Origin of the sequence: Streptomyces sp. NPDC017943 (assembly GCF_044328425.1) — a bacterium.
In the GTDB taxonomy this organism is placed as follows: domain Bacteria; phylum Actinomycetota; class Actinomycetes; order Streptomycetales; family Streptomycetaceae; genus Streptomyces; species Streptomyces djakartensis_A.
Genome location: NZ_JBIRHH010000009.1, coordinates 178,477 through 203,373, shown reverse-complemented (window position 1 = coordinate 203,373; position 24,897 = coordinate 178,477). Strand labels below are relative to the sequence as shown.

The window sequence follows — 24,897 nt, the reverse complement described above, 5'->3', positions numbered from 1 at the left end:
GTGAGGACGGGTGATCACTCAGCATGGCACGGCACCGGCCGTGGCGTGAATCACCTGATCCACTGCTCACAGCGCCCCTACCTGCCGGTAGATTCGGAGCCTCCGAACGATCAAGTCTGAAACTTGTTCTAGATTAGCGTCCCGGCGTAATCTCGCGGGACCATGCAGGGAGAAGGGGGCCCAGGGTGACCGCTCAGGCCAGTCAGGACGGGGCCCCGCAGGACCCGGCCGCCGACGGCTTGCGACCGCTCCGCATCGCGCTCCTCACCTACAAAGGGAACCCGTTCTGCGGAGGCCAGGGCGTCTACGTCCGCCACCTCTCGCGGGAACTGGCCCGCCTCGGCCACCGCGTCGAGGTCATCGGCTCCCAGCCCTACCCCGTCCTGGACGAGGGGTACGACGGTCTGAGCCTCACCGAGCTGCCCAGCCTCGACCTGTACCGCCAGCCGGACCCCTTCCGCACCCCGGGCCGCGGCGAGTACCGCGACTGGATCGACGCGCTCGAGGTCGGCACCATGTGGACCGGCGGCTTCCCCGAGCCCCTGACGTTCTCCCTGCGCGCCCGCCGCCACCTGCGCGCCCGCCGCGGCGAGTTCGACGTCGTGCACGACAACCAGACCCTCGGCTACGGCCTGCTGGGCGACGTCGGCGCACCCCTGGTGACCACCGTCCACCACCCCATCACCGTCGACCGGCAGTTGGAGCTGGACGCGGCCGAGGGCCTCAAGCGCCGTCTGTCGGTGCGGCGCTGGTACGCCTTCACGCGCATGCAGAAGCGCGTGGCGCGCCGCCTGCCGACCGTGCTGACCGTCTCCGGCACCTCCCGCCAGGAGATCGTCGACCACCTCGGGGTCCGCCCCGACCGGATCCACGTCGTGCACATCGGCGCCGACACCGACCTGTTCTCGCCCGACCCGTCCGTGCCCGTCGTCCCGGGCCGGATCGTGACGACCTCCAGCGCGGACGTGCCGCTGAAGGGCCTGGTGCACCTCGTCGAGGCGCTGGCCAAGGTGCGCACCGAGCACCCGGGGGCCCACCTCGTCGTCGTCGGCAAGCGCCCCGCCGAGGGCCCCGTCGCCCAGGCCATGGAGCGCTACGACCTCGACGGCGCCGTCGAGTTCGTCAAGGGCATCTCCGACGCGGAACTCGTCGACCTCGTGCGCTCGGCGCAGGTCGCGTGCGTCCCGTCGCTCTACGAGGGCTTCTCCCTCCCGGCCGCCGAGGCCATGGCGACCGGCACCCCGCTGCTCGCCACCACCGGCGGGGCCATCCCCGAGGTGGCCGGCCGCGACGGCGAGACGTGCCTGGCGGTGCCGCCCGGCGACGCGGGCGCACTCGCCGCCGGCCTCGTCCGCCTGCTCGGCGACGCGGACCTGCGCGCCCGCCTTGGCGCCGCCGGACGCGACCGCGTGCTCCGCCACTTCACCTGGGCCAGGGCCGCGCAGGGCACGGTGACCCGCTACCGCGAGGCCATCGACCGCACCGGCGCCCCCGGCCGCCCGGCACCGGGCACCGCCCGGTCCGCCCCGGCCGCGGCCGGGACCAGCGCTGCCCCCGGGCCCGTGCCCGCGGCGGCGGCAGATGTAGCAGGCGTCAACTCCGAAAGCAGGGCCACGTGCTGACCGTCGACTTCTCCCGGTTCCCGCTCGCCCCGGGCGACCGCGTCCTGGACCTCGGCTGCGGGGCCGGCCGGCACGCGTTCGAGTGCTACCGGCGCGGCGCGCAGGTCGTGGCGCTCGACCAGAACGCCGAGGAGATCCGCGAGGTCGCCAAGTGGTTCGCGGCGATGAAGGAGGCCGGCGAGGCACCCGAGGGAGCCACCGCCACGGCCATGGAGGGCGACGCCCTCGCCCTGCCCTTCCCCGACGAGTCCTTCGACGTCGTCATCATCTCCGAGGTGATGGAGCACATCCCCGACGACAAGGGCGTCCTCGCCGAGATGGTGCGCGTGCTCAAGCCCGGCGGGCGCATCGCCGTCACCGTCCCGCGCTACGGCCCCGAGAAGGTCTGCTGGACCCTGTCCGACGCCTACCACGAGGTCGAGGGCGGGCACATCCGCATCTACCGCGCGGACGAACTCCTGGCGAAGATCCGCGAGGCCGGCCTGAAGCCCTACGGCACCCACCACGCCCACGCCCTGCACTCGCCCTACTGGTGGCTGAAGTGCGCGTTCGGCGTCGACAACGACAAGGCGCTGCCGGTGCGGGCGTACCACAAGCTGCTGGTCTGGGACATCATGAAGAAGCCGCTGGCCACCCGGGTCGCCGAGCAGGCGCTGAACCCGCTGATCGGCAAGAGCTTCGTGGCCTACGCGACCAAGCCGCACCTGCCGCGCACGGCCGGTGCCGGGGCGGACGCCGCGTGACCACTCCCCGGACGGAACACCTGGTCCTGCCCGGGGTCCTCACCGCGGGGGAGGCCGCAGCGACCGTCGCCGGCCTCCTCGCCGTGCAGCGCGAGGACGGCGCGATCCCCTGGTTCCGCGGCCACCACCTGGACCCCTGGGACCACGTCGAGGCCGCCATGGCCCTGGACACGGCCGGCGAGCACGAGGCCGCCGAACGCGCCTACCTGTGGCTCGCCCGGCACCAGAACGACGACGGCTCCTGGTACGCGGCCTACGCCGACGGCGACTTCGCCGACGTCACCGACCGGGGCCGGGAGACCAACTTCGTCGCCTACATAGCGGTCGGCGTCTGGCACCACTACCTCTCCACCGGCGACGACACGTTCCTGGAGCGGATGTGGCCGTCGGTGTACGCGGCGGTGGAGTTCGTACTGCGCCTTCAGCAGCCGGGCGGGCAGATCGGCTGGCGGCGCGACGACGACGGCACACCCACGGCCGACGCCCTGCTGACCGGCTGCTCCTCGATCCACCACGCCCTGCGCTGCGCCCTGGCCATCGCCGAGCAGCGCGAGGAGGCCCAACCGGACTGGGAGTTGGCCGTCGGAGCGCTGCGGCACGCCCTGCGGCACCACCCCGAACGGTTCCTGGACAAGAACCGCTACTCGATGGACTGGTACTACCCGGTGCTGGGCGGCGCGCTGACCGGCTCCGAGGCCAAGGCCCGTATCGAGGAGGGCTGGGAGCGGTTCGTCGTCCCGGGACTCGGGGTGCGCTGCGTGGTGCCCAACCCGTGGGTGACCGGTGGCGAGTCGGCCGAACTGGCGCTCGCGCTGTGGGCGATGGGGGAGTCCGACCGGGCCCTGGAGATCCTGCAGTCCATCCAGCACCTGCGGGACGCGGAAAGCGGCCTGTACTGGACGGGGTACGTCTTCGACGACGACGCCGTCTGGCCGCGCGAACTCACCACCTGGACGGCCGGGTCACTGCTGCTCGCCGTGGCCGCGCTGGGCGGACACGAGGCGACCTGCCAGGTGTTCGGGGGCACGGACCTGCCGGTCGGGCTCGAGTCGGACTGCTGCTCCTGACAGCCCGGCCGCCCCGCCGGTGCCGAGGGCGCGGGTCGTGCGCGACGCGTCGCGCAGGTCCCCGCGCCCCGAGGGCGTCAGTGCCGGTGCACCCGGTTGGCGATGGCGTGGCCCACGAACAGGTAGACCACCGCCGCCAGTCCGTAACCCGCCACGACCCGGGCCCACGCCTCGTCGAACGTGAAGAGGTCGTGGGACCAGCCCGCCAGAACGCGGGCGCAGTCATGGATGAACTGGACGAAACTGTTGCCCTGGTTGGCGTCCAGGAGATACATCAGGATCCACAGGCCCAGGATGAGGGCCATGATGTCGGCGACGACCGCGATGGCCGTGCCGGCGCTCGAGCCGCTGCGATATCGAGGGGACATGACTCCCGTCTTGCCCCCGAACCATGGATGAAACCCGGGGATTCGCTCAGCAGTTCAGATACGTCCGGGCAACGGCGACGGCCCCCCGCCCGGGAGGGCGAGGGGCCGTGCGCGCTCGGTGCGGCTCAGCCGCGCTGGATGCCCGAGGTGTCCTGGAGAACGCCCCGGCGGCCGTCCTGCGTCTGGGCGACGAGGGCCTGACCGCGCTGCTCGACCGCCAGGTACCAGGTACCGGGGGCGAGTTCGGCGATCGGCGACGGGGAGCCGTCCTCGGCGAACAGCGGCCGCGGAACCGGCACGGCGAACCAGAACGGCGAGAAGTCCCCGGCCGGGGGCTGCGGCTGGGCCTGCGCCTGCTGGGGCTGGCCGCCGAACGGCTGCCCGGGCTGCGGCTGGCCCGGCTGCGGGTGGCCGTAGCCGCCCGGCTGCTGCGCACCCGGGTAGCCGTAACCGCCGGGCGGCTGCGCGCCGTAGGGCTGCGGGGCGGCCGGGCGCGGGGCCGGCACGAGCGAGCCCTTGAGGGCCGGCACCAGCGGCGTGGCGACGGCGGCGGCGGCCAGCAGCAGCGTGGCGACGAGGGCGAGGATCATACCGACGCCGGGACTGGGAGCGTTGGCGTCGCCGAAGTCGCCGATGTTGTCGTAGCCGCCCGGGGCGTCGAAGACGTTGCCGAGCGCGCACCACGCGGCGAACACCGTGAAGGCGATGCCGAACTGGCCGAGGTCCAGCCCCGCGACCTTCGGCGCCTGCGGCAGGCCCCGGGCGACGACGACGAGCGCCGCACCGATGATCCCGGCCAGCACGACGCCGAACACGACCGGGCCGCTGCCCCACAGGCTCGGAAGGTCGACGCTGTCGGGGACATTGTCGAAGGAGTAGAGGTCGAGGAACGACGCGATCAACAGCAACACCGCTGCTCCGATCACCACGCCGTCGCCCCGAGTGAGGGAGCGGATATTCACTTCAGGTCCTTCGTAGGTCGTCTCGTCGTCAATAGAGGCGTCGCCGTCACCGGACCGCCGTCGGGCCCCGGTGGGAAGCGCAGGGGTGGCCCCTCATCGTAAGAGGGACCCTATCGCCCGCCCGGTCGGCGTGTCCGCCGGGATCTTCCGGCCCGCGCCTACCCGCGCAGGAAACCCACGATTCCTTCGGAGATCCCCCGCGCGGCCTTCTGCCGCCAGGCGCCACTGGTGAGCAGCGCCGCGTCCTTGCTATCGCGCATGTTGCCGCACTCGATGAACACCTTGGGAACCGTTGACAGATTGAGACCGCCGAGGTCCTTGCGCGTGACGAGACCCCCGCCGTCGCCGATGTAGTTGGAGGGCGCGGTGCCGGTGACGGCCACGAAGCGGCCCGCGACCCGCTCGCCGAGATCACGCGAAGGGCCCACGATCGCCCGGGTGTCCGCCGCGCCCGCGTGGACCGAGCCGGGCAGGATCACGTGGAAGCCGCGGTTGCCGGCACCCGAGCCGTCCGCGTGGATCGAGACCACCGCGTCGGCCTTCGCCTCGTTGCCGATCCGGGCCCGTTCGTCCACGCACGGCCCGAACGGCCGGTCCCCGTCCTGCGTCAGCTTCACCGTGGCGCCCTGCTCCCGGAGCAGCGTGCGCATCCGGTGCGCCACGTCGAGGGTGAACTCGGCCTCGGTGTACCCGGCGTTGGTGGAGGTGCCGGTGGTGTCGCACTCCTTGCGGTGGGTGCCGATGTCGACCTGGCGGTTGATCTCGGCGGCGTGCCGGAAGTTGTCCGGGTTGTGGCCCGGGTCGATGACGACGACCTTGCCCTTGAGCGGCCCGGAGGCGGCGGGGGCGGACGCCGTGGCGGACTTCGAGGGGGACGGTGAGGCGCCCGGCTCCTTGGCGTCGTCGGAGGGCGCGCGCGACACGGTGGGGGAGGAGGACCGCACGTCCGCGCGTCCCGGGTCGTCACCACCCCCGGAGCCGCCGACCGTCTCGTAGACCAGCCAGCCGAGCAACGCCCCCGGCACCAGCGCGGCGAGCGCCACGGTCAGGGGGCCGCGACGGGGGCGGCGGGGCGGGGACGGTTCGAATTCCGGGCCTGCGTACGACACGCTTCCACCCTAGCGGCCGTGCGCCGGGGCGGGCGGGCGGAAGGGGGCCCGACGGGTGGCGGCTAGCCGGAGCCGGCGTCCGCCTCCCCGTGCCGTACCGCCTCCTTCACCCGGGCCTCGATCTCCGTGCGCGCGGTGTCCTCCTGTCGGGCGTACGCGGTCACCGCCGCCTGCACGTCCCGGGCGAGGTCCCGCCAGGCGCGCCAGGCCGTCTCCCAGGTGGTGGTCTGCTGTTCGCTCCACTTGGTCTGGGTGGGCGGACCGTACGCGTCCTGCAGCTGCCGCACGCGGGCGTAGGCCTCGTCCGCCGTGCGCTGCTTCTCCACGAGCTCTTCGAAGGTGTGGGCCACGCGCCCGGATCCTTGGGCAGCGGCGGCCCGGCGCCGACGCGCCACGCCGCCCGTGGGCCGACCGGGCGGGCCCCCACCGGGGGCGATTCACCCGCCCAGCCGTTCCCTCACACGCCCGGGCCGGTACGCCGCAGGACCCGCAGCGAGTCCGTCGCCGAGACCTCGGTGAACGCGCCGGAGGCCAGCGCCCGCAGGTAGACGCGGTAGGGCGCCTGGCCGGTGAACTCGTCCTCCGGCTCGGGGAACACGTCGTGGATGAGGAGCAGTCCGCCCTCGGCGACGTGCGGGGCCCAGCCCTCGTAGTCGGCGGTGGCGTGCTCGTCGGTGTGACCGCCGTCGATGAAGACGAACCCCAGCGGCGTCCGCCAGAACGCGGCGATCTGCGGGGAGCGCCCCACCAGCGCCACCACGTGGTCCTCCAGGCCCGCCCGGTGCAGCGTCCGGCGGAACGTGGGCAGCGTGTCCATCAGGCTGATCTCGGGGTCGACCGTCTCCGGGTCGTGGTACTCCCAGCCGGGCTGCTGCTCCTCGCTGCCGCGGTGGTGGTCCACCGTCAGGGCGCTGACCCCGGCCTGCCGGGCCGCGTCGGCGAGCAGGATCGTCGAGCGGCCGCAGTACGTGCCGACCTCCAGCAGCGGCAGCCCCAGCCGTCCGGCCTCCACGGCCGCCGCGTACAGCGCCAGGCCCTCACCGGCGGGCATGAACCCCTTCGCCGCCTCGAACGCGGCCAGGATCTCGGGCTTCGGGGCCGCGGGCATGGGGTTCCTCTCGGTCGTACGACGGGTCCGGCCGCCCATCGTGCCGTACCCCCTGCCGCGTGCCGACAGGGGGTACGGAGGCGCCGGTCAGGCGGAGACCGTCTCGCCCGGCAGGGACAGGTCGAGGTCGACCGGCCGGTCGTCGCCCGCGTGGGTCGCGGACGAGGCGTGCGGGCCGTGGCCGGCGGCGCGGGCGGCGACGACGTAGGAGCCGCGGGCGGGGACGCCCAGCGCGTAGCTGCCGTCCTGGGCGGACAGGGTCGCGCCGGCCTGCCGGCCGCGGTGGTCGATCAGCGTGACCTTGGCGCGCGCCACCGGGGAGCCGTCGCCGGCGAGCACCCGGCCGCGGAAGCCGCGCAGGGCCTGCTCGGCGCGCTCCAGTCCGGCGTCCTCCTCGCTGCTGGCCCGCAACTGCGGCTTGCCCGAGGGCCGGTTGCCCGGCAGGAACAGGGCCAGGACCAGACCCACGGCCACCGCGGCCGTGGCGATCAGGAAGGAGATCCGGAAGCCGTGCATGGTGGGGATCTCGACACCGCCGACGGTGTCCGCGGTGTTCGCCAGCACCATGCCGATCACCGCGCTGGAGACGGACGTGCCGATGGAGCGCATCAGCGTGTTCAGCCCGTTCGCGGCGCCCGTCTCCGAGGCCGGGACCGCGCCCACGATCAGCGCGGGCAGCGAGGAGTAGGCCAGGCCGATGCCCGCGCCCAGCAGCACCGAGATGACCAGGCTCTGCCAGGCGGCGCTCATCAGGCCGAGCCCCGCGCCGTAGCCGACCGCGATGATCGTCAGGCCGAGGATCAGGGTGACCTTGGGGCCGTACGCGGCGGACAGCCGGGCGTACACCGGAGCGGTGAACATCATCGTCAGGCCCAGCGGCGCCACCAGCAGGCCCGCGACGACCATCGACTGGCCGAGGCCGTAGCCGGTGGACTCCGGCAGCTGCAGCAGCTGGGGCAGGACCAGGGAGACGACGTAGAAGGAGACGCCGACCATGATCGAGGCGAGGTTGGTGAAGAGCACGGCCGGGCGGGCGGTGGTGCGCAGGTCCACCAGCGGCGCCTTGACGCGCAGTTCCATCACGCCCCACAGCACGAGCACCACCGCCGCCGCGGCGAACAGGCCGAGGGTCGTGGCGGAGGTCCAGCCCCAGTCGCTGCCCTTGGTGATCGGCAGCAGGAACAGCACCAGGCCGGCCGACAGGCCGAGCGCGCCCGGCAGGTCGAAGGAGCCCGCGGCGCGCATCGGGGACTCCGGCACGACGAGCAGGGTGAGGGCGATGGAGAGGACGCCCAGGCCGGCGGCGCCGTAGAAGAGCGCGTGCCAGTCGCTGTGCTGGGCGACCAGGGCGGCGGCGGGCAGGGCGAGGCCGCCGCCCACGCCTATGGAGGAGCTCATCAGGGCCATCGCCGAGCCGAGCCGCTCGCGCGGCAGCATGTCCCGCATCAGGCCGATGCCGAGCGGGATCGCGCCCATCGCGAAGCCCTGGAGCGTGCGGCCGGCGATCATCGCCTGCAGATCGCTGGTGAGCGCGCTGAGCAGGGCGCCGGCGACCATCACGGCGAGGCTGAGGATCAGCATGCGGCGCTTGCCGTAGAGGTCGCCGAGGCGGCCCATGATCGGGGTCGCCACCGCGCCCGACAGCAGGGTCGAGGTCAGGACCCAGGTGGCGTTGCCGGGAGTGGTGTCCAGCAGACGCGGCAGGTCCTTGATCACCGGGACGAGCAGGGTCTGCATCACCGCGACAACGATGCCCGCGAAGGCGAGCACCGGCACCACGGCCCCGCTCGCTCTGCCGGCGGGACGGTCTGTCGTCGTCTGCGTCATTGAGGAGGGCCTCCAGGCCGGGAACTGCACAAGGGACAAGGGTCGAGCGGTTGCATGGAGTGCGAACCTCGTTCGTCCGGGCAACTATTCCGTTGCTTTGGCACTCTAACGAATTCTTGACCTTCCCTTGGGGCTCGGCGGTCGGCGGACCTAGGGCCCCGGACCGAGACCCCGGCCCGGCGAAATCCCGATGCAAGGGGCCCGAGCGGGTTGAGAGCATGACACCCATGCTCGAATCCGCCCGCCCCGACACCGATCACCCGCCCCGCCCCTCCCGCCCGCGCCCGCGCGGTACGCCGCCGACCTGGCTCGTGGTGGCGCTGACCTGCGCCGGGCAGTTCCTCGTCGTGCTCGACGTGTCCGTGGTCAACGTGGCGCTGCCCTCGATGCGGACCGGCCTGGGGCTGAGCGAGCAGGGCCTGCAATGGGTGGTCAACGCCTACGCCATCGCCTTCGCGGGCTTCATGCTGCTCGGCGGCCGCGCCGGTGACCTCTACGGCCGCAAGCGGATGTTCCTCGTCGGGCTCGGTCTGTTCACCCTCGCCTCGCTGGCCGGGGGGTTCGCGCAGGCGGAGTGGCACCTGCTGCTCGCGCGGGCCGTGCAGGGACTGGGCGCCGCGGTGCTGGCGCCCGCGACGCTGACCATCCTCACCGCCTCGGTGCCGGAGGGGGCCGCGCGGGCCAAGGCGATAGGCACCTGGACGGCGGTCGGCGCCGGCGGCGGGGCCGCGGGCGGCCTCGTCGGCGGACTGCTCGTGGAGACGCTGTCCTGGCGGTGGGTTCTGCTGATCAACGTGCCCGTGGGAGCGGTGGTGCTGGGCGCCGCCGCCTGGTTCCTCGTCGAGGGCCGGGCCGGGGACGGGCGGCGCCTGGACCTGCCCGGCGCCCTCCTCGTCACGGCCGGGCTCGGCACCCTCGCCTACGGCATCTCCCAGACGGAGGCGGCGGGCTGGACGGCCGCGGCCACCCTGGTCCCGCTGCTCGCGGGGCTGGTCCTGCTGGCCGCGTTCCTCGCCGTCGAGGCGCGCACCGCGAGCCCGCTGATGCCGCTCGGCCTGCTGCGCCTGCGCTCGGTGTCCTCCGCCAACGCCGCGATGTTCCTGAGCGGCTCGGCGATGTTCTGCATGTGGTTCTTCATGACCCTCTACGCCCAGAACGTGCTCGGGTACGGCCCGCTGGAGGCCGGGCTCGCGCTGGTCCCCAGCTCGCTGGCCGTCGTCCTCGGCTCCAAGGTCGCACCGCGGTTGATGCGCACGGCCGGACCGCGCCCGGTGGCGGTGCTCGGCACGCTGATCGCGGTGGCGGGCTTCGCCTGGCAGTCCACCCTGACCCCCGGCAGCCCCTACGTCACCGGGATCCTCGTCCCCGGTGTCCTGATGATGCTCGGCGCGGGCCTGGCCGGCACCCCGTTGGCCTCCCTGGCCACGTCCGGGGCGGCGCCCGAGGAGGCCGGACTGGTCTCCGGCCTCGTCAACACCTCCCGCACCATGGGCGGTTCGCTCGGTCTGGCCGTCCTGTCGACCCTGGCGGCCGCCCGCTCGGGCGGCAGCACGACCCCGCAGGCGCTGACCGAGGGCTACGCCCTGGCGTTCCGGGTCGGCGCGGCGGTGCTGGCGGCCGGAGTGGTGCTCATGTGGGTGTGGCTGCCCCGGCCGGGGCGGGAGCCGCGGACCGGGTGAGGCCCTTCGGCGCCAGGGTGGAAACGGCGGCGGTGGCGTGCCCCGCAACAGGCCCGTGCGGGCCCGCCGCGGGCACGCCACCGCTGTTTCGGCCCCGGTCCGGACCGGGGTGCCGAGGGGGCGCCCGCGCGTGCCCCGCAGGCCCGGGGAGCAGCTTCCTGACGTGGCGTCAGAAAGCTGCTGACCTGGCCTTTCCTCCCCTCCGCGCCTAGCGTGGGCGGCTCGGGAAAGGGGGACCGGATGGACCGGACCATACGCACCGCCGACGACGTACTCGCCCTTATGGACGGGCTGTTCGCGCCGGAGGCCGACCGCTGGTCGGAGCGGGGCGCGCACTGGTGGGACGGCTTCTACGCCGACCGTTCGCGGCCGGTGCCGTTCTTCGTGGCGAAGCCCGACGAGAACCTCGTGCGCTGCGTGGAGCGGTACGGCACCGGCCGGGGGCGCGCGCTCGACCTGGGCTGCGGACCGGGCCGCAACGCCCTGTACCTCGCCGGGCAGGGCTTCGAGGTCGACGCGGTCGACCTGTCACCGCAGGCCCTCGCATGGGCCCTAGAGCGGGCGCGCGAGGCCGGGGCGGACGGCGTGCGGTTCCACTGCGGCGACGCCTTCGCCCTCGCCGCCACCGCACTGACCGGCCCGTACGACCTGATCTACGACTCCGGCTGCTTCCACCACCTGGCGCCGCACCGCCGGGTCAGCCACCTGGCCCTGCTGGAGCGGCTGCTGGCGCCGGGCGGCCTGTTCGGGCTCACCTGCTTCGCCGCCGGGGAGGGCGGCATGGGCTCGGAGGTGTCCGACGCCGGCTTCTACCGCGAGGGCGGCGGGCGGCTCGGCGGCCTCGCGTACACGCCGGAGTCCCTGCGGCACGTCTTCTCCGGCCTGACCGAGCTGGAACTGCGGCGCATGCGGGACGAGCCGGAGGACTCGGAGCACTTCGGGGAGCCCTTCCTGTGGACGGCCCTGTTCCGGCGGGACCGGAACTGACCCGGGGCGCCCCGCGGGCGGGCCCGTCAGAGGCCGGCGCCGGGGCGGGGCGCGTCCAGCAGTGAGGTCAGGGTGGTCAGGAACGACGTCGCCGAGTACTCCGCGTGGTCACGGATGCGCGCCGCCACCGCCGCGGCCCCGCCGCCCTCGACCAGCCGGACGATGCGCTCGGCGTCGCCCCCGTACCCCTGCCGGGTCGACAGGTAGAAGTCCGTCGCGTCGTACGCCAGGTGGAAGACGTGCTTCTTCACGTCGCTCAGCGTCAGGTAGTCGTCGTGCGTCTTGGGCGTCGGCTCCGGGGCGCCGACACACACCGCCGGGGTGCCGGCCGCCCAGGCGTTGACGGCCAGGTGGTAGGTGTCGGTGATGACGAGCCGGTAGCGGGGAAGGACCCCGAGGAGGTCGCCGACGGTGTGCTCGCCCGGGCGCCGCGGAATGTGCGCGAGGGCGGCGGGGACGTCCCGGTCGAACCAGGGCAGCCACTCCAGCGGGGCGCCCAGCCGGTCGGACAGCTCGCCGCAGGTGTCCGGCAGCCAGTCGGGGACCGGTGTGCGGGCGCCGAGGAACACGCCGATCGCACCGCCGTCCGGGACCGACCCCGACCAGTCCGTGACGGGCAGGAGGCCGAAGTCGCCGGGACGGTTCAGCAGGGCCGCGTCCGAACCGAAGTGGTCGGTGGCGCGGTCGCCGCGCAGGTGCGAGATCTTCGCCGCCGAGAGCGGGTCGCGCACCCAGACCCGGTGAGCGCGCCGCACCAGGCGAGTGAACAGCGGGCCGTACTCCTTGTCCTCGTAGTCGGACTGGGTGTTGTGCAGGATCGTCCCGCCGTAGCTGAGGGTCCGGGCGAGGAGCGCGTCCGGCCGGTCCGCCAGCAGCAGCGTCCGGTTGAGCAGGGCGCGGGCCGCGTCCCGGTCCGCGGCGATCCCGAAGTCCGTCAGGCGGTTCGTCGCGTCCTGCGCCAGGTAGTGGCGCGTGTGGAGGAAGTCGCCCCAGAAGACGACCGCGTCGTGGTCGCCGAGGTCGTCCAGGTGCTCGGCCAGCGGAAGGAAGTCGAACGGCATCCGCGTCCCGCGCGCGCAGTCGCGCAGCGGCACGGTGTCCGGGGTGTGCAGCGTGTACCAGGTGGCGTCGAACGCGCCGCCCACCCGTCGCCGCAGGGACTCGAACGCCAAGTCCACGGTCAGCATGCCCGTGTTGCGGTACCCGATGTTCGGCGCGGTGATGACGGCGACGCGTGCCATGTGCCCCTTGTTCCCCTGGTCGTCGTTTCGCCTGCTCGGCCCGGGCCGTGCGGCCCCTCGGCGGCTCCCTCGGCAGGGAGCGCGGCCCCCCGGCCAACGTACACGCAGGCGCCGCCCCACCGGGCCGCGGCCCGGTGGGGCGGAAGGCCGGCGGAGCGAGAGGCGGAAGGCCGGCGGAGCGACACGACGACGGCCCTCCCCGGCGTATGTCGTACGCCGGGAAGGGCCGTTGCGCCGTGTGGTGGCCGACGGTTCGTCAGGCCGCCGTCCCGGCCGGCTCGCTCTCCGCCACCGGTTTGCGGTGACGGCCGCGCGGAGCCCTCTCACTGTCCTGCGTGGACACCTCGCCACGGTGCCGGCCGTGACCGGCGGAGGTCTCCTGGACGTCGGCCATGCGCTGGTTCGTGCTGGCGTCGTTCATCGGCTGGAATTCACCCCGTCAACATCATCTTCTTTACAGCCGGGCGAGTGTAACCGGCCCACCGCACCCCGTTTCCAGGCGGCCACGCCGACCGGCACTAGTTCGTTACAAGGCGTCCCAACGGCGCCTGCCCGAGCGGAACCGGGCGCGCGGCGGCGGGCGCCGGAGCCCGGTCGGACGGGGGTGGCGAGCACGCCCCCGGAACGTCCGGGAAGGACTCGGGGAGCTGCGCGCCCGGCACGTCCGGCACCGCGTCAGGCGCCGTGTTCGGTTCCGCGTCCGGCACCGGAACGCGCCCCGGTGCCGCCGGTCCCGCCGGTCCCGCCGCTGCGGCCGGTGGCGGACTCACCTGCGCCACCCCGCACGGCACGGCCTCCGTCGCGTACGGCAGCCGCAGCACGCCGTCCGCCGTCCACAGTCCCGTGCCCGCCAACCACCCCCGCGGCGCCGGGAGATGGTGCACCCGCCGTTCCGCCGGACGCCACACCCCGACCCAGCTGCCCGCCGGCCCGTCCACCCGCAGGGCCACCGCGCAGCTCTCCGGTGTCAGCACCTGCCCCGGCTGGATGGCGAACGGCGTCACCCAGCAGTCCCGCAGCCGCAGGCACTCGGGGAACCGCACCGGCAGCGTGCTGCCCAGCACCCCCCAGCCCAACCGCTCCTGCCCGGGAGAGGGCGCGTCGGAGCGGACGATCAGCAGACCGCTGTCGTGGTCGGCGAGCAGGACCCGGTCGTCGCTGTCGGCGGCGATCTGCAGCAGCGGCGACACCTCGCCCCCGCACTCCAGGTCCACCACGACCGCCTTGGTGCGCCCCCCGGTCTCCCGGTCCAGGGCCAGCAGCCGCCCCGCGCGGTCCAGCCACACCCCGCCCGAGCAGCGGCCGGGAAGCTCCGCCAGCCGCTCGGGCCCGAACGCCCCGCCGGCCACCAGCCAGACCGAGGTGGACCGCTGCCCGACGGCCAGTGCGTACGCCCGCTCCCCGCCCGGGGCGGGCGGCAGCAGCCGCAGCCGGGCGGTGCTGTCGCGGCACTCGACCGCGCCCAGGGGTAGCTCACCCGTGCCGGGCCCGGTCGGATAGAGCAGGGAGAAGGCGTGCCGCCCCGCCACCAGCCGGTGGATCAGCACCCGCCCGTCGCCCATCGGCTGCACCTCGGTGCCCGGCTCCTCCGGCTGATTGCGGGGCAGTGGGACCGCATAGGGCTCGGGGCCGTCCAAGGTCCAGCGCTCGGGGAACCAGGAGTCGCCGGCCGACGCCAGACGGGCGGCGTAGGCGCCGTCCGCGGTGAGGGTGCAGCCTGCCGGCGCGGGACCGTCCCGGTACCCGCTCCGGTCCCCGTCCCGTCCCCTTTCCCGGTCCCCTTCCCGGTCCCGGTCCTCGCGTCCCGCCGAAGGCTCGATCGCACAGGCCGTCATCGTTCGGTCACCTCCAGTGACGAACGTAGTTTTCGCACGCACGGGCGGGGAATTCCTCGGACCCCGACTTCACACATAAGGGTGTTCCAGGAACGATTCGCCTGAGGAGAGCGGGACACCTGTGCTGCGCGTCGCGCCGCGGGACGCCCCTCGCCCAGGGCGGTGCAACGCCACAGATCAGGCGGGTAGCCTTGCTCCCGTGCCCCGTCTGTCTGAAGTCATCGCCGCGCTGGAGACCCTGTGGCCCGCCGAGCGGGCCGAGTCCTGGGACGCGGTCGGCACCGTCATGGGCGACCCCGAGCAGGAGGTCACGCGCGTCCTGTTCGCCGTCGACCCGGTCCAGGAGACCGTCGACGAGGCGGTGAAACTGGGCGCCGACCTGCTCGTCACCCACCACCCGCTCTACCTGCGCGGCACGACGACCGTGGCGGCCACGCACTTCAAGGGCCGCGTCGTGCACACCCTCATCAAGAACGACATCGCGCTGCACGTCGCCCACACCAACGCCGACACCGCCGACCCGGGTGTCTCCGACGCCCTCGCGGGCGCCCTCGGTCTGCGGGTCACCGGGCCGCTCGTACCGGACCCGGCGGATCCCGCCGGCCGCCGGGGCCTGGGCCGCGTCTGCGCCCTGGACCACCCGCTGACCGTCCGGCAGTTCGCCGCCCTCGCCGCCGAGCGGCTGCCCGCCACCGCGCAGGGCATCCGCGTCGCCGGCGACCCCGGTGCGCCCGTGCGCACGGTCGCCGTCAGCGGCGGCTCCGGCGACAGCCTCTTCGACCAGGTCCGCGCGGCCGGTGTCGACGCCTTCCTCACCGCGGACCTGCGCCACCATCCGGTGTCGGAGGCCCGCGCCCACAGTCCCCTCGCGCTGCTCGACGCGGCGCACTGGGCCACCGAGTGGCCCTGGTGCGAGCTGGCCGCGAGCCAGCTCGACGAGATCTCCGACCGGCACGGATGGGACCTGCGCGTCCACGTCTCGAAGACGGTCACCGACCCCTGGACCGCCCACGCGGCCTCGACCACCTCTGAATCCCCTGGAGCCCCGAACTGAACGCCGCGCCCGCCGACCAGATCCGACTCCTCGACGTCCAGGACCTCGACGTCCGCCTCCAGCAGCTCGCGCACAAGCGGAGGTCGCTGCCCGAGCACGCCGAGATCGAGTCGCTGACCAAGGACCACACGCAGCTGCGCGACCTGCTCGTCGCCGCGCAGACCGAGGAGAGCGACACCGCCCGCGAGCAGACCAAGGCCGAGCAGGACGTGGACCAGGTGCGCCAGCGCGCCACCCGCGACCAGCAGCGCCTGGACTCCGGTGCCGTCACCTCGCCCAAGGACCTGGAGAACCTCCAGCGCGAGATCGCCTCCCTCGCCAAGCGGCAGGGCGATCTGGAGGACGTGGTGCTGGAGGTCATGGAGCGCCGGGAGTCCGCGCAGGAGCGGGTGGCCGAGCTGACCGAGCGCGTGTCGGCCGTCCAGGCGAAGGTCGACGACGCGACCGCGCGCCGCGACGCCGCGGTCGAGCAGATCGACGCCGAGGTCGCCCAGGTCACCAAGGAGCGCGAGGTGGTCGCCGGTTCCGTCCCGGCGGACCTGCTCAAGCTGTACGACAAGCTCCGCGAGCAGCAGGGCGGCATCGGCGCGGCGAAGCTGTACGCGCGCTCCTGCCAGGGCTGCCGGCAGGAGCTGGCCATCACCGAGCTGAACGAGATCCGGCGGGCGGCGCCCGACACGGTCGTCCGCTGCGAGAACTGCCGCCGCATCCTGGTGCGCACGGCCGAGTCCGGCCTCTAGGCCGAGGGAGCGGTACCGGTGCGGGAGTTCATCGTCGAGGCCGACGGCGGGTCGCGGGGCAACCCGGGGCCCGCCGGCTACGGTGCCGTCGTCAGCGACGCGGCGACGGGGGAGACCCTGCGGGAGACCGCCGAGTACATCGGCGTCGCCACGAACAACGTCGCCGAGTACCGAGGACTCCTCGCCGGCCTGCGCGCCGCCCGCGAACTGGACCCGGCCGCGACGGTCCACGTCCGGATGGACTCCAAGCTCGTCGTCGAGCAGATGTCGGGCCGCTGGAAGATCAAGCACCCCGACATGAAGCCCCTGGCGGCGCAGGCCGCCCGCGTCTTCCCGCCCGGCAGCGTCAGCTACGAGTGGATCCCGCGGGAGCGCAACAAGCACGCGGACCGCCTGGCCAACGAGGCGATGGACGCGGGTGCCAAGGGGCAGCAGTGGTCGGAGTCGGCGTCGACGGCCGAACTGGACGCGGCACCCCGAGCGGTGGCACCGCAGCAGCCGCCCGGCGACGCGGTCGCGGGCGCGGCCCGGGTGCGCGATGCCCTGGCCGCGGGACGCGCCGCCGGGTCGTCGGACAAGGGTGCCTCGACGGGTGCGGCGGACGCGGAGCCGTCGCCGCGTGGAGTCGCCCCTGCGGCGGCCGACACCGATGTGGACGCCGCGCGGGCCGTCGCAGGCGGCGGGGCCGCGAGGACCGGAGCCTCGAACACCGGGACCGCAGCCGGGACCGCCGAAGGCGCCCCCGTTGGAGCCGGTGCTGCCGAGGTTCACGACCGGGCCGGTGCTGCCGAGGCCGACGACCGGGCCGGTGCCGCGGAGACCGACGACCGGGCCGGTGCTGCGGAGACCGACGACCGGGCCGGTGTTACGGACACCGATGACCGGGCCGGTCAGGTCGAGGACGGCGGCGGTGCCGATGGCAAGAGCGGTGCCGGTGCCGATGTCCCGGCCGGTGAGGCCGAGGAGGGCGTCGGTGCCAAGGGCGCTACCGCTGCCCGGGCCGCTCAGGCCGTGGCGAGTCCGGGGTGGGCTCCCGCCGACATGGGCGCCCCGGCCACATTCGTCATGCTCCGGCACGGCGAGACCCCGCTGACCCCGCAGAAGCGGTTCTCCGGCAGCGGCGGGAGCGACCCCTCGCTGTCCGACGTGGGCCGGGAGCAGGCCGAGCGGGCCGCCGCGATGCTGGCCCGGCGCGGCACGATCCAGGCCGTCGTGTCCTCGCCCCTGGCCCGCACGCGCGAGACCGCCGGGATCGTCGCCGCCCGCCTCGGCCTCGACGTACAGATCGAGGACGGCCTGCGCGAGACCGACTTCGGCGCCTGGGAGGGGTTGACCTTCGCCGAGGTGCGCGAGCGCCACCCCGACGACCTGAACGCCTGGCTGGCCTCCCCGGACGCCCGGCCCACCGGCGGCGGCGAGAGCTTCGCCGAGACGGCCACCCGGCTGGCCGCCACCCGCGACAAGCTGCTGGCGGCCCACGCGGGCCGCACGGTCCTGCTCGTCACGCACGTGACCCCGATCAAGACACTGGTGCGCCTGGCCCTCGGTGCCCCGCCGGAGTCCCTCTTCCGCATGGAACTGTCCGCCGCGTCCCTGTCGGTCGTCGCCCACTACGCCGACGGCAACGCCAGCGTCCGCCTCCTCAACGACACGTCGTACCTGCGCTGAGCCCCGCCGCCGCCCGGGCCAGCGCCTCGACGCGCCCCCAGTCGCGGGAGGCGACCGCGTCCGCCGGCAGCATCCAGCTGCCGCCCACGCAGCCCACGTTGGGCAGGGCCAGATAGTCCGGGGCGCGGTCCGGGCCGATCCCGCCCGTCGGGCAGAACCGCGCCTGCGGCAACGGCCCCGCCAGCGACCGCAGATACGCCGTACCGCCCGCGGCCTCGGCCGGGAAGAACTTCATCTCCCGCACCCCGCGCTCCAGCAGCGCCACCACCTCGGACGTGGTCGACACCCCCGGCAGGAACGGCACCCCGGAGTCCCGCATCGCGTCCAGCAGCAGGTCCGTCCAGCCCGGGCTCACCAGGAACCGCGCCCCCGCGGCCACGGCGTCGGCCACCTGGCCGGGGCCGATCACCGTCCCCGCGCCGACCACCGCCTCCGGCACCTCCCGGGCGATCTCCCGGATCGCGTCCAGCGCCACGGGCGTGCGCAGGGTCACCTCGATCGCCGGCAGCCCACCTGCGACCAGAGCCCGCGCCAGCGGCACGGCGTCACCGACGTCCTCGACGACCACGACGGGAAGGACGGGCGCGAGATCCAGCACGGAGGCAGGCGGAGGGGAGGAGGAGACCATGACTTCATCCTGCCGTCGGCGATGCGCAGTGCGCAAAGGTCGTTGCGCACTGCGCAACAGTGGTGCTCGGGTGGCTCGCCGGTCCTGGTGCACCTCGCCGGTCCTAATGCACCTCGTCCACCAGCACGTCCAGGGACCACGGCTGCCCCGCCTTCGCGGGCGCCTCCGCCTCCACGACGTACCCGAGGTCCCGCAGCGCCTCGACCAGCGCGGCGGGCGACTCCGGCGCCGCCCCCGAGGTCAGCAGACTCCGTACGATCCGCCCCTTCGTCGCCTTGTTGAAGTGGCTGACGACCCTGCGGGTCGGCGCGTGCAGCACCCGCACCGACGCGGTCCGCCCGGCGACCTCGCCCTTGGGCTTCCAGGCGGCGGCGTACGCGGCGGACCGCAGGTCCAGCACCAGCCCCTGCCCGGCCGCCTCCGGCAGCACCGACGCCATCGGCGCACGCCAGTGCGCGCCCAGCGCGCCCAGACCCGGCAGCTTCACGCCCATCGAGCAGCGGTAGGACGGGATCCGGTCCGTCACCCGCACCGCCCCCCACAACCCCGAGAACACCAGCAGCGACCGCGACGCGCGGCGCTTGGCCGCCGTGTCGAGGGTGGCCAGGCCGAGGGCGTCGTACAGCACGCCGGTGTAGATCTCCCCGGCCGGCCGGGTCCCGGCGGTGCGCAGCGCGGCGTTCTTGGCGACCTCGCCCCGCAGGCCCTCGCTCAGCCCCAGCACCTCGCGCGCCTTCTCCTCGTCACCGGAGCACAGCTCGACCAGCTCGGTGAGCACGGCCTCGCGGGCGCCGGCCAGCCCCGGCAGGGACAGCGACTCGGGCTTCAGCGGGGCACCGCGGCCGGACGCGGCCTTCCCCTCGGACGGCGGCAGCAGGACGAGCACGGGTACTCCTTCGATCGAACTCCGCCGCCAGCGTACGGGGGCGTCAGACCCGGGCCCGCCCGAGGGCGCGGACCAGGCCGCCGGCGTCGTCGGCGTGGAAGCGGACGACCCGCACCTCGCGGCGGCGGCCCAGGAAGGTGACGTGGGTGACCGGCTCGGTCAGTTCGAGTGTGACGGTGGTCTGCGCGCCGACCTCCACGTCGAGCTCGCCCTCGGCCCGCTCGTGCGTCATCCGCAGCTCCCGCCGTACCGAGGCGATCCGCTCCAGCGGCACCTCCAGGTCGACATGGACGTACCGCCGGATCCGCAGCGCGCCGGCGCCGGTGTCCAGCACGTGCGGGCGCACCACGGACGAGGCGTGCAGGGCGACGACCAGCACGATCGTGTACACGTCCAGGAGGAGGACCACCGCGTGCACGGTCGGCCAAGTCCTCCAGCAGCACGGACATCGCCACCGTCTCGACCAGGCACACGAAAGCGAACCCGGCCATCATGGCGCCCTGCCCGCCCGCGTACCCGAAGCTCTGCCCGCCGGCCGCGCCCTGCCTGCGCCGGGCCGCCCACAGCACCAGGCTCCACAGCAACCGCAGCTCGTGCCCGGCCAGCCGCCGCACGGTCCTCACCGCAGCTCCTCGCCGAGCAGCCGCATGGTGCGGCGGACGGCCTCCGCCTGCGCCGGGGCGAGGTCGGCGTAGAGCGCGCGCACCACGCCGTCGTTCTCGTCGACCTCCCCGGCCTGCGGGAACAGGCCGGGCGGGATGCAGCCGGCCAGCGCTCGGGCCGCCTCCTCGACCCGCGGGTCGTCCGGCTCGACACCGGCGAGCGCGTCGAGCAGCGCGTACGCGGCCGCCACCCGCTGCACCGCCCCCGGCGCGCCGAAGGCCTCCCCGATCGACGCGACCATCCGCTCCCGGTCCCCGGCCGGCATGGCGGTCTCCAGGAACGCGATGATCTCGCGGTCCTTGGCGGCCATCGGCGAGTGCTCGGACAGATGCGCCGTCCCGGCGAACAGCGCCGCCAGCTCCGGTGAGACCGGCCCCTCGGCGGGCAGCCCGTCCTCCGCCTCCAGCAGCGCCCTCAGCCGCGCCCGCCGCCCGCGGATCTCCTCCTCCTGCCGCGCCAGGTCCTCGTCCAGCTCGGTGAGCACCTCGACGAGGTCCTTGCCCTCCTCGTCGGCCAGTACGTCCCGCACCTCGGCGAGCCCCAGCCCCAGCTCCGTCAGCCGCCGGATCCGCGCCAGCACGACGGCGTGCCGCAGGGTGTACTCCCGGTACCCGTTGGCCCGCCGCTCGGGCTCGGGCAGCAGCCCGAGATGGTGGTAGTGCCGCACGGCCCGCGTGGTGACGCCGACGACCCGGGCGAGTTCTCCGATCCGCATGCCACCAGTGAAAACGCTGACGCCACGGCAAGGTCAAGCAGCGGGTCCCCGGCCTTCTGACGGGGACGGCGGGCGTGTGCCACGATCGAGGGAACGGTTCCCGATCTCACGGGCGGGTGGTTCGGCGATGTCCCAGTCTGGCGAGCGACAGAAGGAGGGGCGTGACATGACTGCCATGGCCCACGAGCCGCTCTCGCAGGAAGACGTCCTGCTGGAGGGCTTTCTCGCCCTGGACACACCGGAGGGTTTCCGGGCCGAACTGATCGAGGGGGAGATCGTTGTGACGCCGCCGCCGGACGGGGATCACGAGAAGTGCATCAGCCGGATCGTGAGGCAGGTGATCAGGCACTCGCGGACCGACATGGACTTCTCCGGCAACAAGGGGCTGAAGCTCACAAGCGGGGGTGCCTGCCCGAAGAACCACCTGGTACCGGACGCCACCTTCGCTCCCCTCGACCGCGACCTGTTCGGCGGGTCCGGCTCATGGATGCCCTGCGACGGCCTCGCCCTGGTCCTGGAGGTGACCTCCACCAAACCGCAGGCCGACCGCGAGACCAAGCGCCGCTGCTACGCCCGCGCGGGCATCCCGCTCTACCTGCTCGTCGACCGCGACACCGCGCAGGTCACCGTGTTCAGCGAACCCAAGGACGACGACTACCGCGAGCACTGCGCCCGCCCCTTCGGCAAGACCGTCACCCTGCCCGACCCCTTCGCCTTCGACCTGGACACCGCCGACCTCCTCTGATCCCCTGGAGGCGGGGGGTACGACATGGGGACACCGCGGGAGCATGCCAGCTGGACCAGGGCGCGGCTGGGGCGGGGCGGGCCGGCGCTCGATCTGCTCACCGCCTGCTTCGACCGGCACGTCTACGCGCCCCACGCCCACGACGAGTTCACGATCGGCGTCACCGTCGGCGGGTCCGAGATCATCGCCTATCGCGGCGGGCACATCCACTCCTACCCCGGCTCGATCGTCGTGCTGGAGCCGGGCGAGATGCACACCGGCGGCCCTGCCGCGTGCGACGGCTACGCCTACCAGGCCCTCTACGCCGGGACCTCCCTGCTCCGCGACGGCACGCTCGGCGGGCTGCCGCACTTCCGCGACCCCGTCCTGCACGACCCGGAACTGGCCGCCGCCCTGCGCGCGGCGCACACCGACATCAGCGCCTGCCCCGACCCCCTGGAAGCCGAGTCCCGCCTGCCCTGGCTGCTCACCGCCCTGGCCCGCCGCCACTCCACCGCCCGCGCGGCGGACGACACCGTGCCCGGGGCCGCCGCCCTCGCCCGGACCGTCCGCGACCGCCTCGCCGACGAGCTGCTGGACCCGCCGTCCCTGGCCGCCCTCGCCGCCGACCTGGGCCTGTCCCGTTACCAGCTCCTGCGCGCCTTCCGCACGACCGTGGGCGTCCCGCCGTACGCCTGGCTCGCGCAGCACCGCGTGGCTCGGGCCCGGGGCCTGCTGGAGGCCGGCCTGCGCCCGGCCGAGGCCGCCGCGCTCGTGGGCTTCGCCGACCAGGCGCACCTCACCCGCTGGTTCCGCCGGGTGCTGGGCGTGACCCCGGCGGCGTACCGCAACAGCGTTCAAGACGCGGTCCGGTGACGCGGCCGAGAATCACCGCATGACTGCACGCGGCTGGTTCCTGTTCTCCCTGATGGGAGTGGTCTGGGGCATTCCCTATCTGATGATCAAGGTGGCGGTGGACGACCTGTCGCCGTCCGTGGTGGTGTTCGCGCGGTGTGCGCTCGGCGCCGCGCTGCTGCTCCCGTTCGCGCTGCGCCAGGGCGGACTCGGCCGGACCGTCCGGACGCACTGGAAGCCGATGCTGGCCTTCGCCGTCATCGAGATCATCGGCCCCTGGTGGACCCTGACCGACGCCGAACGCCACTTGTCCAGCTCCACCGCGGGGCTCCTCATCGCGGGCGTGCCGATCGTCGCGATCCTCCTCGCCCGCTTCTTCGGCGCGGGGGAGCGGGTGGGGGCCCGCCGTGTCGCGGGGCTGGCCCTCGGTCTCGCGGGCGTCACCGTCCTCACCCTGCCGCACCTCACCGGCGGAGACGCCCGCTCCCTGGCCGAGGTGCTGGTGACGGTCGTCGGCTACGCCACCGCCCCGCTGATCGCCGCCCGGCACCTCAAGGACGTGCCGACGCTGCAACTGATCACGCCCTGCCTGGCGCTGGCGGCCGCCGTCTACGCCCCGGCCGCCTTCCTCACCCGCCCCGACGCCATGCCCTCCGGCGAGGTCCTGGCGGCGCTGGCCGGGCTGGGTGTCGTCTGCACGGCGGTGGCGTTCGTGGCGTTCCTGGAGCTGATCAAGGAGATCGGCCCGACCCGGGCCGGGGTGATCACGTACGTCAACCCGGCGGTGGCGGTGGCCGCGGGCGCGCTCCTGCTGGGCGAGGAGCTGACCCTGGGCATCGGCGTCGCCTTCACGCTGATCCTGGCGGGTTCGGTCCTGGCCACGGCCGCGGCACCGAAGCGGGACGCACCCCGGGTACCATGGTCGACACGGCAGACGAGCCGGGCGGACGGCCGCGTGGAGTCCCCGTGAGGGGGCTTCCCGAGGAACGTCCGGGCTCCACAGGGCAGGGTGGTGGCTAACGGCCACCCGGGGTGACCCGCGGGACAGTGCCACAGAAAGCAGACCGCCGGGGATCTCGGTCCTCGGTAAGGGTGAAACGGTGGTGTAAGAGACCACCAGTGCCTGAGGTGACTCAGGCAGCTAGGTAAACCCCACCCGGAGCAAGGTCAAGAGGAGACACCTCGGTGTCTCTGCGCGGACGTTCGAGGGCTGCCCGCCCGAGTCCGCGGGTAGACCGCACGAGGCCGGCGGCAACGCCGGCCCTAGATGGATGGCCGTCGCCCCGGGCTCCGCGAGGAACCCGGGGAACAGAACCCGGCGTACAGCCCGACTCGTCTGCCGCTCTCAGCGGATCGCCGGTGCCGTCACGGCCGGGTCGACACCAGCGACCTCTCCCGCACCCGCGCCACATGCCCCCCGAACACCTCCCGCGCCTCCGGCGTCAGCGTCCGCAGTGCCAGCAGTGCCGTCACGACGACGTCGCACAGCTCCGCCTGCACGTCCTCCCACGTGTGCGTGACACCCTTGCGGGGGTTCTGGCCCGTCACCCCGATCACCGCCTGCGCGACCTCGCCGACCTCCTCGGAGAGTTTCAGGATGCGCAGGAGCAGGCCCTCGCGGCCCTCGACCGGGCGGTTGGTGTCGAGCCACTCCGACAAGGTGTCGATCGTGTCCCACAGGTCGGGCGCGGGCGGCGTGTGATCCGTCATGGGCGGCAGCCTGCCACGAGGGTCTGACAACCCCCGGGGGCCCGCTACTCCAGGTACTCCTCCTCGAAGAGCGGGTCCTGCTCGCCCTCCTTCGCCTTCCTCAGGCGCCTCGCCCGCGCGCCGATCACCAGCACCGTGCCCGCCGCCGTCGCCGCGAAGGCCGCCGGGATCATCCAGCCGCGGTTCACCGCGTGGCCGAGGACGTGGTCCAGGGAGAGGCGGCCCGGGCCGGTGACGGCCAGGCCCGCCGCCGTGAGGGCAAGCGTCGCCGCGTACTCGTAGCCGCCCTCCTGGTTGAAGAAGCCGTTCGGGGTGTGGACCGCCGCCGCGCCCGCCATCGCGCCGGCCGCCGCCGCCCCGGCCGCGGGGGTCGCCAGGCCCAGCGCCAGCAGCGTGCCGCCGCCCGTCTCGGCCAGGCCCGCCGCCGTCGCGCTCGCCTTGCCGGGGACGTAGCCGATGGACTCCATGAACTGGCCGGTCCCCTCGATGCCGTGGCCGCCGAACCAGCCGAACAGCTTCTGCGCGCCGTGGGCCGCCAGGACACCGCCCGTCCCCAGTCGCAGGAGCAGCAGTCCCAGATCACGTCGGTCGTAGCGCGTCACGTCGTCTCCCGGAGCGGACAGCAGGAACAAGTGGGGCCTCGTGCGGAGGCGCTCCTCCACCGTGGCACCTGCGGATGCAGCGGACATCCGGCGGCGGCGCCGGG

At 74.0% G+C, this 24,897-nt stretch carries 24 protein-coding genes, 1 other RNA gene and 2 pseudogenes; 12 read left to right on the top strand and 15 right to left on the bottom strand.

What is annotated here, in order from left to right; all coding sequences use genetic code 11:
• Positions 1–185 precede the first annotated feature (185 nt).
• From ACH4C6_RS27745 to ACH4C6_RS27735, 3 genes are read left to right on the top strand one after another with little or no spacing between them, the layout of a single operon-like run.
• Positions 186–1,622, top strand: coding sequence for a glycosyltransferase family 4 protein (locus tag ACH4C6_RS27745; RefSeq protein WP_398111331.1), 1,437 nt, complete (start codon positions 186–188; stop codon positions 1,620–1,622).
• Entirely contained in the window at positions 1,616–2,365 is a 750-nt protein-coding gene (locus ACH4C6_RS27740) for a methyltransferase domain-containing protein (protein ID WP_398111330.1), read from the top strand. The genes ACH4C6_RS27745 and ACH4C6_RS27740 overlap by 7 nt, the downstream gene beginning before the upstream one ends.
• Positions 2,362–3,432: a prenyltransferase gene (locus tag ACH4C6_RS27735; protein ID WP_398111329.1), complete on the top strand. Its 1,071-nt coding sequence runs from the start codon at positions 2,362–2,364 to the stop codon at positions 3,430–3,432. The genes ACH4C6_RS27740 and ACH4C6_RS27735 overlap by 4 nt, the downstream gene beginning before the upstream one ends.
• Positions 3,433–3,509: 77 nt before the next feature.
• Here the strand turns inward: ACH4C6_RS27735 and ACH4C6_RS27730 are convergent, their stop codons facing one another.
• The 6 genes from ACH4C6_RS27730 to ACH4C6_RS27705 form a co-directional block, all read right to left on the bottom strand.
• Complete coding sequence (locus ACH4C6_RS27730) at positions 3,510–3,800, bottom strand: hypothetical protein (protein WP_369197287.1); 291 nt, start codon at positions 3,798–3,800, stop codon at positions 3,510–3,512.
• A 125-nt stretch (positions 3,801–3,925) separates the two neighbouring features.
• The gene (locus ACH4C6_RS27725) at positions 3,926–4,762 is read right to left on the bottom strand and encodes a hypothetical protein (protein ID WP_398111328.1); all 837 of its coding nucleotides are present in this window, start codon (positions 4,760–4,762) and stop codon (positions 3,926–3,928) included.
• 158 nt (positions 4,763–4,920) lie between these two features.
• A complete protein-coding gene (locus ACH4C6_RS27720; RefSeq protein ID WP_398111327.1) occupies positions 4,921–5,871 on the bottom strand; it encodes an N-acetylmuramoyl-L-alanine amidase in 951 nt (316 codons plus the stop codon).
• Positions 5,872–5,933: 62 nt separating this feature from the next.
• Positions 5,934–6,221, bottom strand: coding sequence for a hypothetical protein (locus tag ACH4C6_RS27715; RefSeq protein WP_398111326.1), 288 nt, complete (start codon positions 6,219–6,221; stop codon positions 5,934–5,936).
• 107 nt (positions 6,222–6,328) lie between these two features.
• On the bottom strand, positions 6,329–6,979 hold the full coding sequence (locus ACH4C6_RS27710; RefSeq protein ID WP_398111325.1) for a class I SAM-dependent methyltransferase: 651 nt from the start codon (positions 6,977–6,979) through the stop codon (positions 6,329–6,331).
• 87 nt (positions 6,980–7,066) lie between these two features.
• Complete coding sequence (locus ACH4C6_RS27705; protein ID WP_398111324.1) at positions 7,067–8,806, bottom strand: MFS transporter; 1,740 nt, start codon at positions 8,804–8,806, stop codon at positions 7,067–7,069.
• A gap of 218 nt (positions 8,807–9,024) precedes the next feature.
• Here ACH4C6_RS27705 and ACH4C6_RS27700 point away from each other — a divergent pair, with 218 nt between their 5' ends.
• A complete protein-coding gene (locus ACH4C6_RS27700; RefSeq protein WP_398111323.1) occupies positions 9,025–10,485 on the top strand; it encodes an MFS transporter in 1,461 nt (486 codons plus the stop codon).
• Between the two features lie 240 nt (positions 10,486–10,725).
• On the top strand, positions 10,726–11,472 hold the full coding sequence (locus ACH4C6_RS27695; protein ID WP_398111322.1) for a class I SAM-dependent methyltransferase: 747 nt from the start codon (positions 10,726–10,728) through the stop codon (positions 11,470–11,472).
• 26 nt (positions 11,473–11,498) lie between these two features.
• On the opposite strand, the gene ACH4C6_RS27690 is transcribed toward ACH4C6_RS27695, so the two are convergent.
• The 3 genes from ACH4C6_RS27690 to ACH4C6_RS27680 all read right to left on the bottom strand — a co-directional run bounded on the left by ACH4C6_RS27690 (position 11,499) and on the right by ACH4C6_RS27680 (position 14,548).
• Positions 11,499–12,713 (bottom strand): polysaccharide pyruvyl transferase family protein, encoded by a 1,215-nt coding sequence (locus tag ACH4C6_RS27690; RefSeq protein ID WP_398111321.1) that lies wholly within the window; start codon positions 12,711–12,713, stop codon positions 11,499–11,501.
• 256 nt (positions 12,714–12,969) lie between these two features.
• The gene (locus ACH4C6_RS27685) at positions 12,970–13,134 is read right to left on the bottom strand and encodes a hypothetical protein (protein WP_398111320.1); all 165 of its coding nucleotides are present in this window, start codon (positions 13,132–13,134) and stop codon (positions 12,970–12,972) included.
• A 97-nt stretch (positions 13,135–13,231) separates the two neighbouring features.
• On the bottom strand, positions 13,232–14,548 hold the full coding sequence (locus tag ACH4C6_RS27680) for a hypothetical protein (RefSeq protein ID WP_398111319.1): 1,317 nt from the start codon (positions 14,546–14,548) through the stop codon (positions 13,232–13,234).
• Between the two features lie 199 nt (positions 14,549–14,747).
• Between ACH4C6_RS27680 and ACH4C6_RS27675 the strand changes: the two genes are divergently transcribed.
• The 3 genes from ACH4C6_RS27675 to ACH4C6_RS27665 are packed head-to-tail and all read left to right on the top strand — an operon-like array spanning position 14,748 to position 18,010.
• Positions 14,748–15,602, top strand: a complete 855-nt coding sequence (locus ACH4C6_RS27675; RefSeq protein ID WP_398111318.1) for a Nif3-like dinuclear metal center hexameric protein — start codon at positions 14,748–14,750, stop codon at positions 15,600–15,602.
• On the top strand, positions 15,599–16,342 hold the full coding sequence (locus ACH4C6_RS27670) for a zinc ribbon domain-containing protein (protein WP_398111482.1): 744 nt from the start codon (positions 15,599–15,601) through the stop codon (positions 16,340–16,342). Before ACH4C6_RS27675 ends, ACH4C6_RS27670 begins: the two co-directional genes overlap by 4 nt.
• A gap of 18 nt (positions 16,343–16,360) precedes the next feature.
• Positions 16,361–18,010 (top strand): bifunctional RNase H/acid phosphatase, encoded by a 1,650-nt coding sequence (locus ACH4C6_RS27665; protein WP_398111317.1) that lies wholly within the window; start codon positions 16,361–16,363, stop codon positions 18,008–18,010.
• Here the strand turns inward: ACH4C6_RS27665 and eda are convergent.
• The 4 genes and pseudogenes from eda to ACH4C6_RS27645 form a co-directional block, all read right to left on the bottom strand.
• Entirely contained in the window at positions 17,985–18,638 is a 654-nt protein-coding gene (gene eda / locus ACH4C6_RS27660) for a bifunctional 4-hydroxy-2-oxoglutarate aldolase/2-dehydro-3-deoxy-phosphogluconate aldolase (protein WP_398111316.1), read from the bottom strand. The genes ACH4C6_RS27665 and eda overlap by 26 nt on opposite strands.
• 103 nt (positions 18,639–18,741) lie before the next feature.
• Positions 18,742–19,524 carry a peroxide stress protein YaaA gene (gene yaaA / locus ACH4C6_RS27655; protein WP_398111315.1) on the bottom strand — a complete coding sequence of 261 codons (783 nt, stop codon included), beginning with the start codon at positions 19,522–19,524 and terminating at the stop codon, positions 18,742–18,744.
• Positions 19,525–19,567: 43 nt separating this feature from the next.
• Positions 19,568–20,147, bottom strand: a pseudogene (locus ACH4C6_RS27650) (hypothetical protein).
• Positions 20,144–20,902 (bottom strand): MerR family transcriptional regulator, encoded by a 759-nt coding sequence (locus ACH4C6_RS27645; protein WP_398111314.1) that lies wholly within the window; start codon positions 20,900–20,902, stop codon positions 20,144–20,146. Before ACH4C6_RS27645 ends, ACH4C6_RS27650 begins: the two are co-directional and overlap by 4 nt.
• Before the next feature lie 166 nt (positions 20,903–21,068).
• Here ACH4C6_RS27645 and ACH4C6_RS27640 point away from each other — a divergent pair, with 166 nt between their 5' ends.
• The 4 genes and pseudogenes from ACH4C6_RS27640 (at position 21,069) to rnpB (ending at position 23,820) form a co-directional block, all read left to right on the top strand.
• Complete coding sequence (locus tag ACH4C6_RS27640; protein ID WP_398111313.1) at positions 21,069–21,647, top strand: Uma2 family endonuclease; 579 nt, start codon at positions 21,069–21,071, stop codon at positions 21,645–21,647.
• 24 nt (positions 21,648–21,671) lie between these two features.
• The gene (locus tag ACH4C6_RS27635) at positions 21,672–22,502 is read left to right on the top strand and encodes an AraC family transcriptional regulator (RefSeq protein WP_398111312.1); all 831 of its coding nucleotides are present in this window, start codon (positions 21,672–21,674) and stop codon (positions 22,500–22,502) included.
• Between the two features lie 19 nt (positions 22,503–22,521).
• A pseudogene (locus ACH4C6_RS27630) lies at positions 22,522–23,301 on the top strand (DMT family transporter); the annotation flags it as partial.
• Between the two features lie 115 nt (positions 23,302–23,416).
• An RNA gene (gene rnpB, locus ACH4C6_RS27625) (RNase P RNA component class A) lies at positions 23,417–23,820 on the top strand.
• Positions 23,821–23,846: 26 nt separating this feature from the next.
• On the opposite strand, the gene ACH4C6_RS27620 is transcribed toward rnpB, so the two are convergent.
• A complete protein-coding gene (locus tag ACH4C6_RS27620; protein ID WP_398111310.1) occupies positions 23,847–24,191 on the bottom strand; it encodes a MazG-like family protein in 345 nt (114 codons plus the stop codon).
• A gap of 44 nt (positions 24,192–24,235) precedes the next feature.
• Positions 24,236–24,793, bottom strand: a complete 558-nt coding sequence (locus ACH4C6_RS27615) for a DoxX family membrane protein (protein WP_376323435.1) — start codon at positions 24,791–24,793, stop codon at positions 24,236–24,238.
• Between the last annotated feature and the right edge of the window lie 104 nt (positions 24,794–24,897).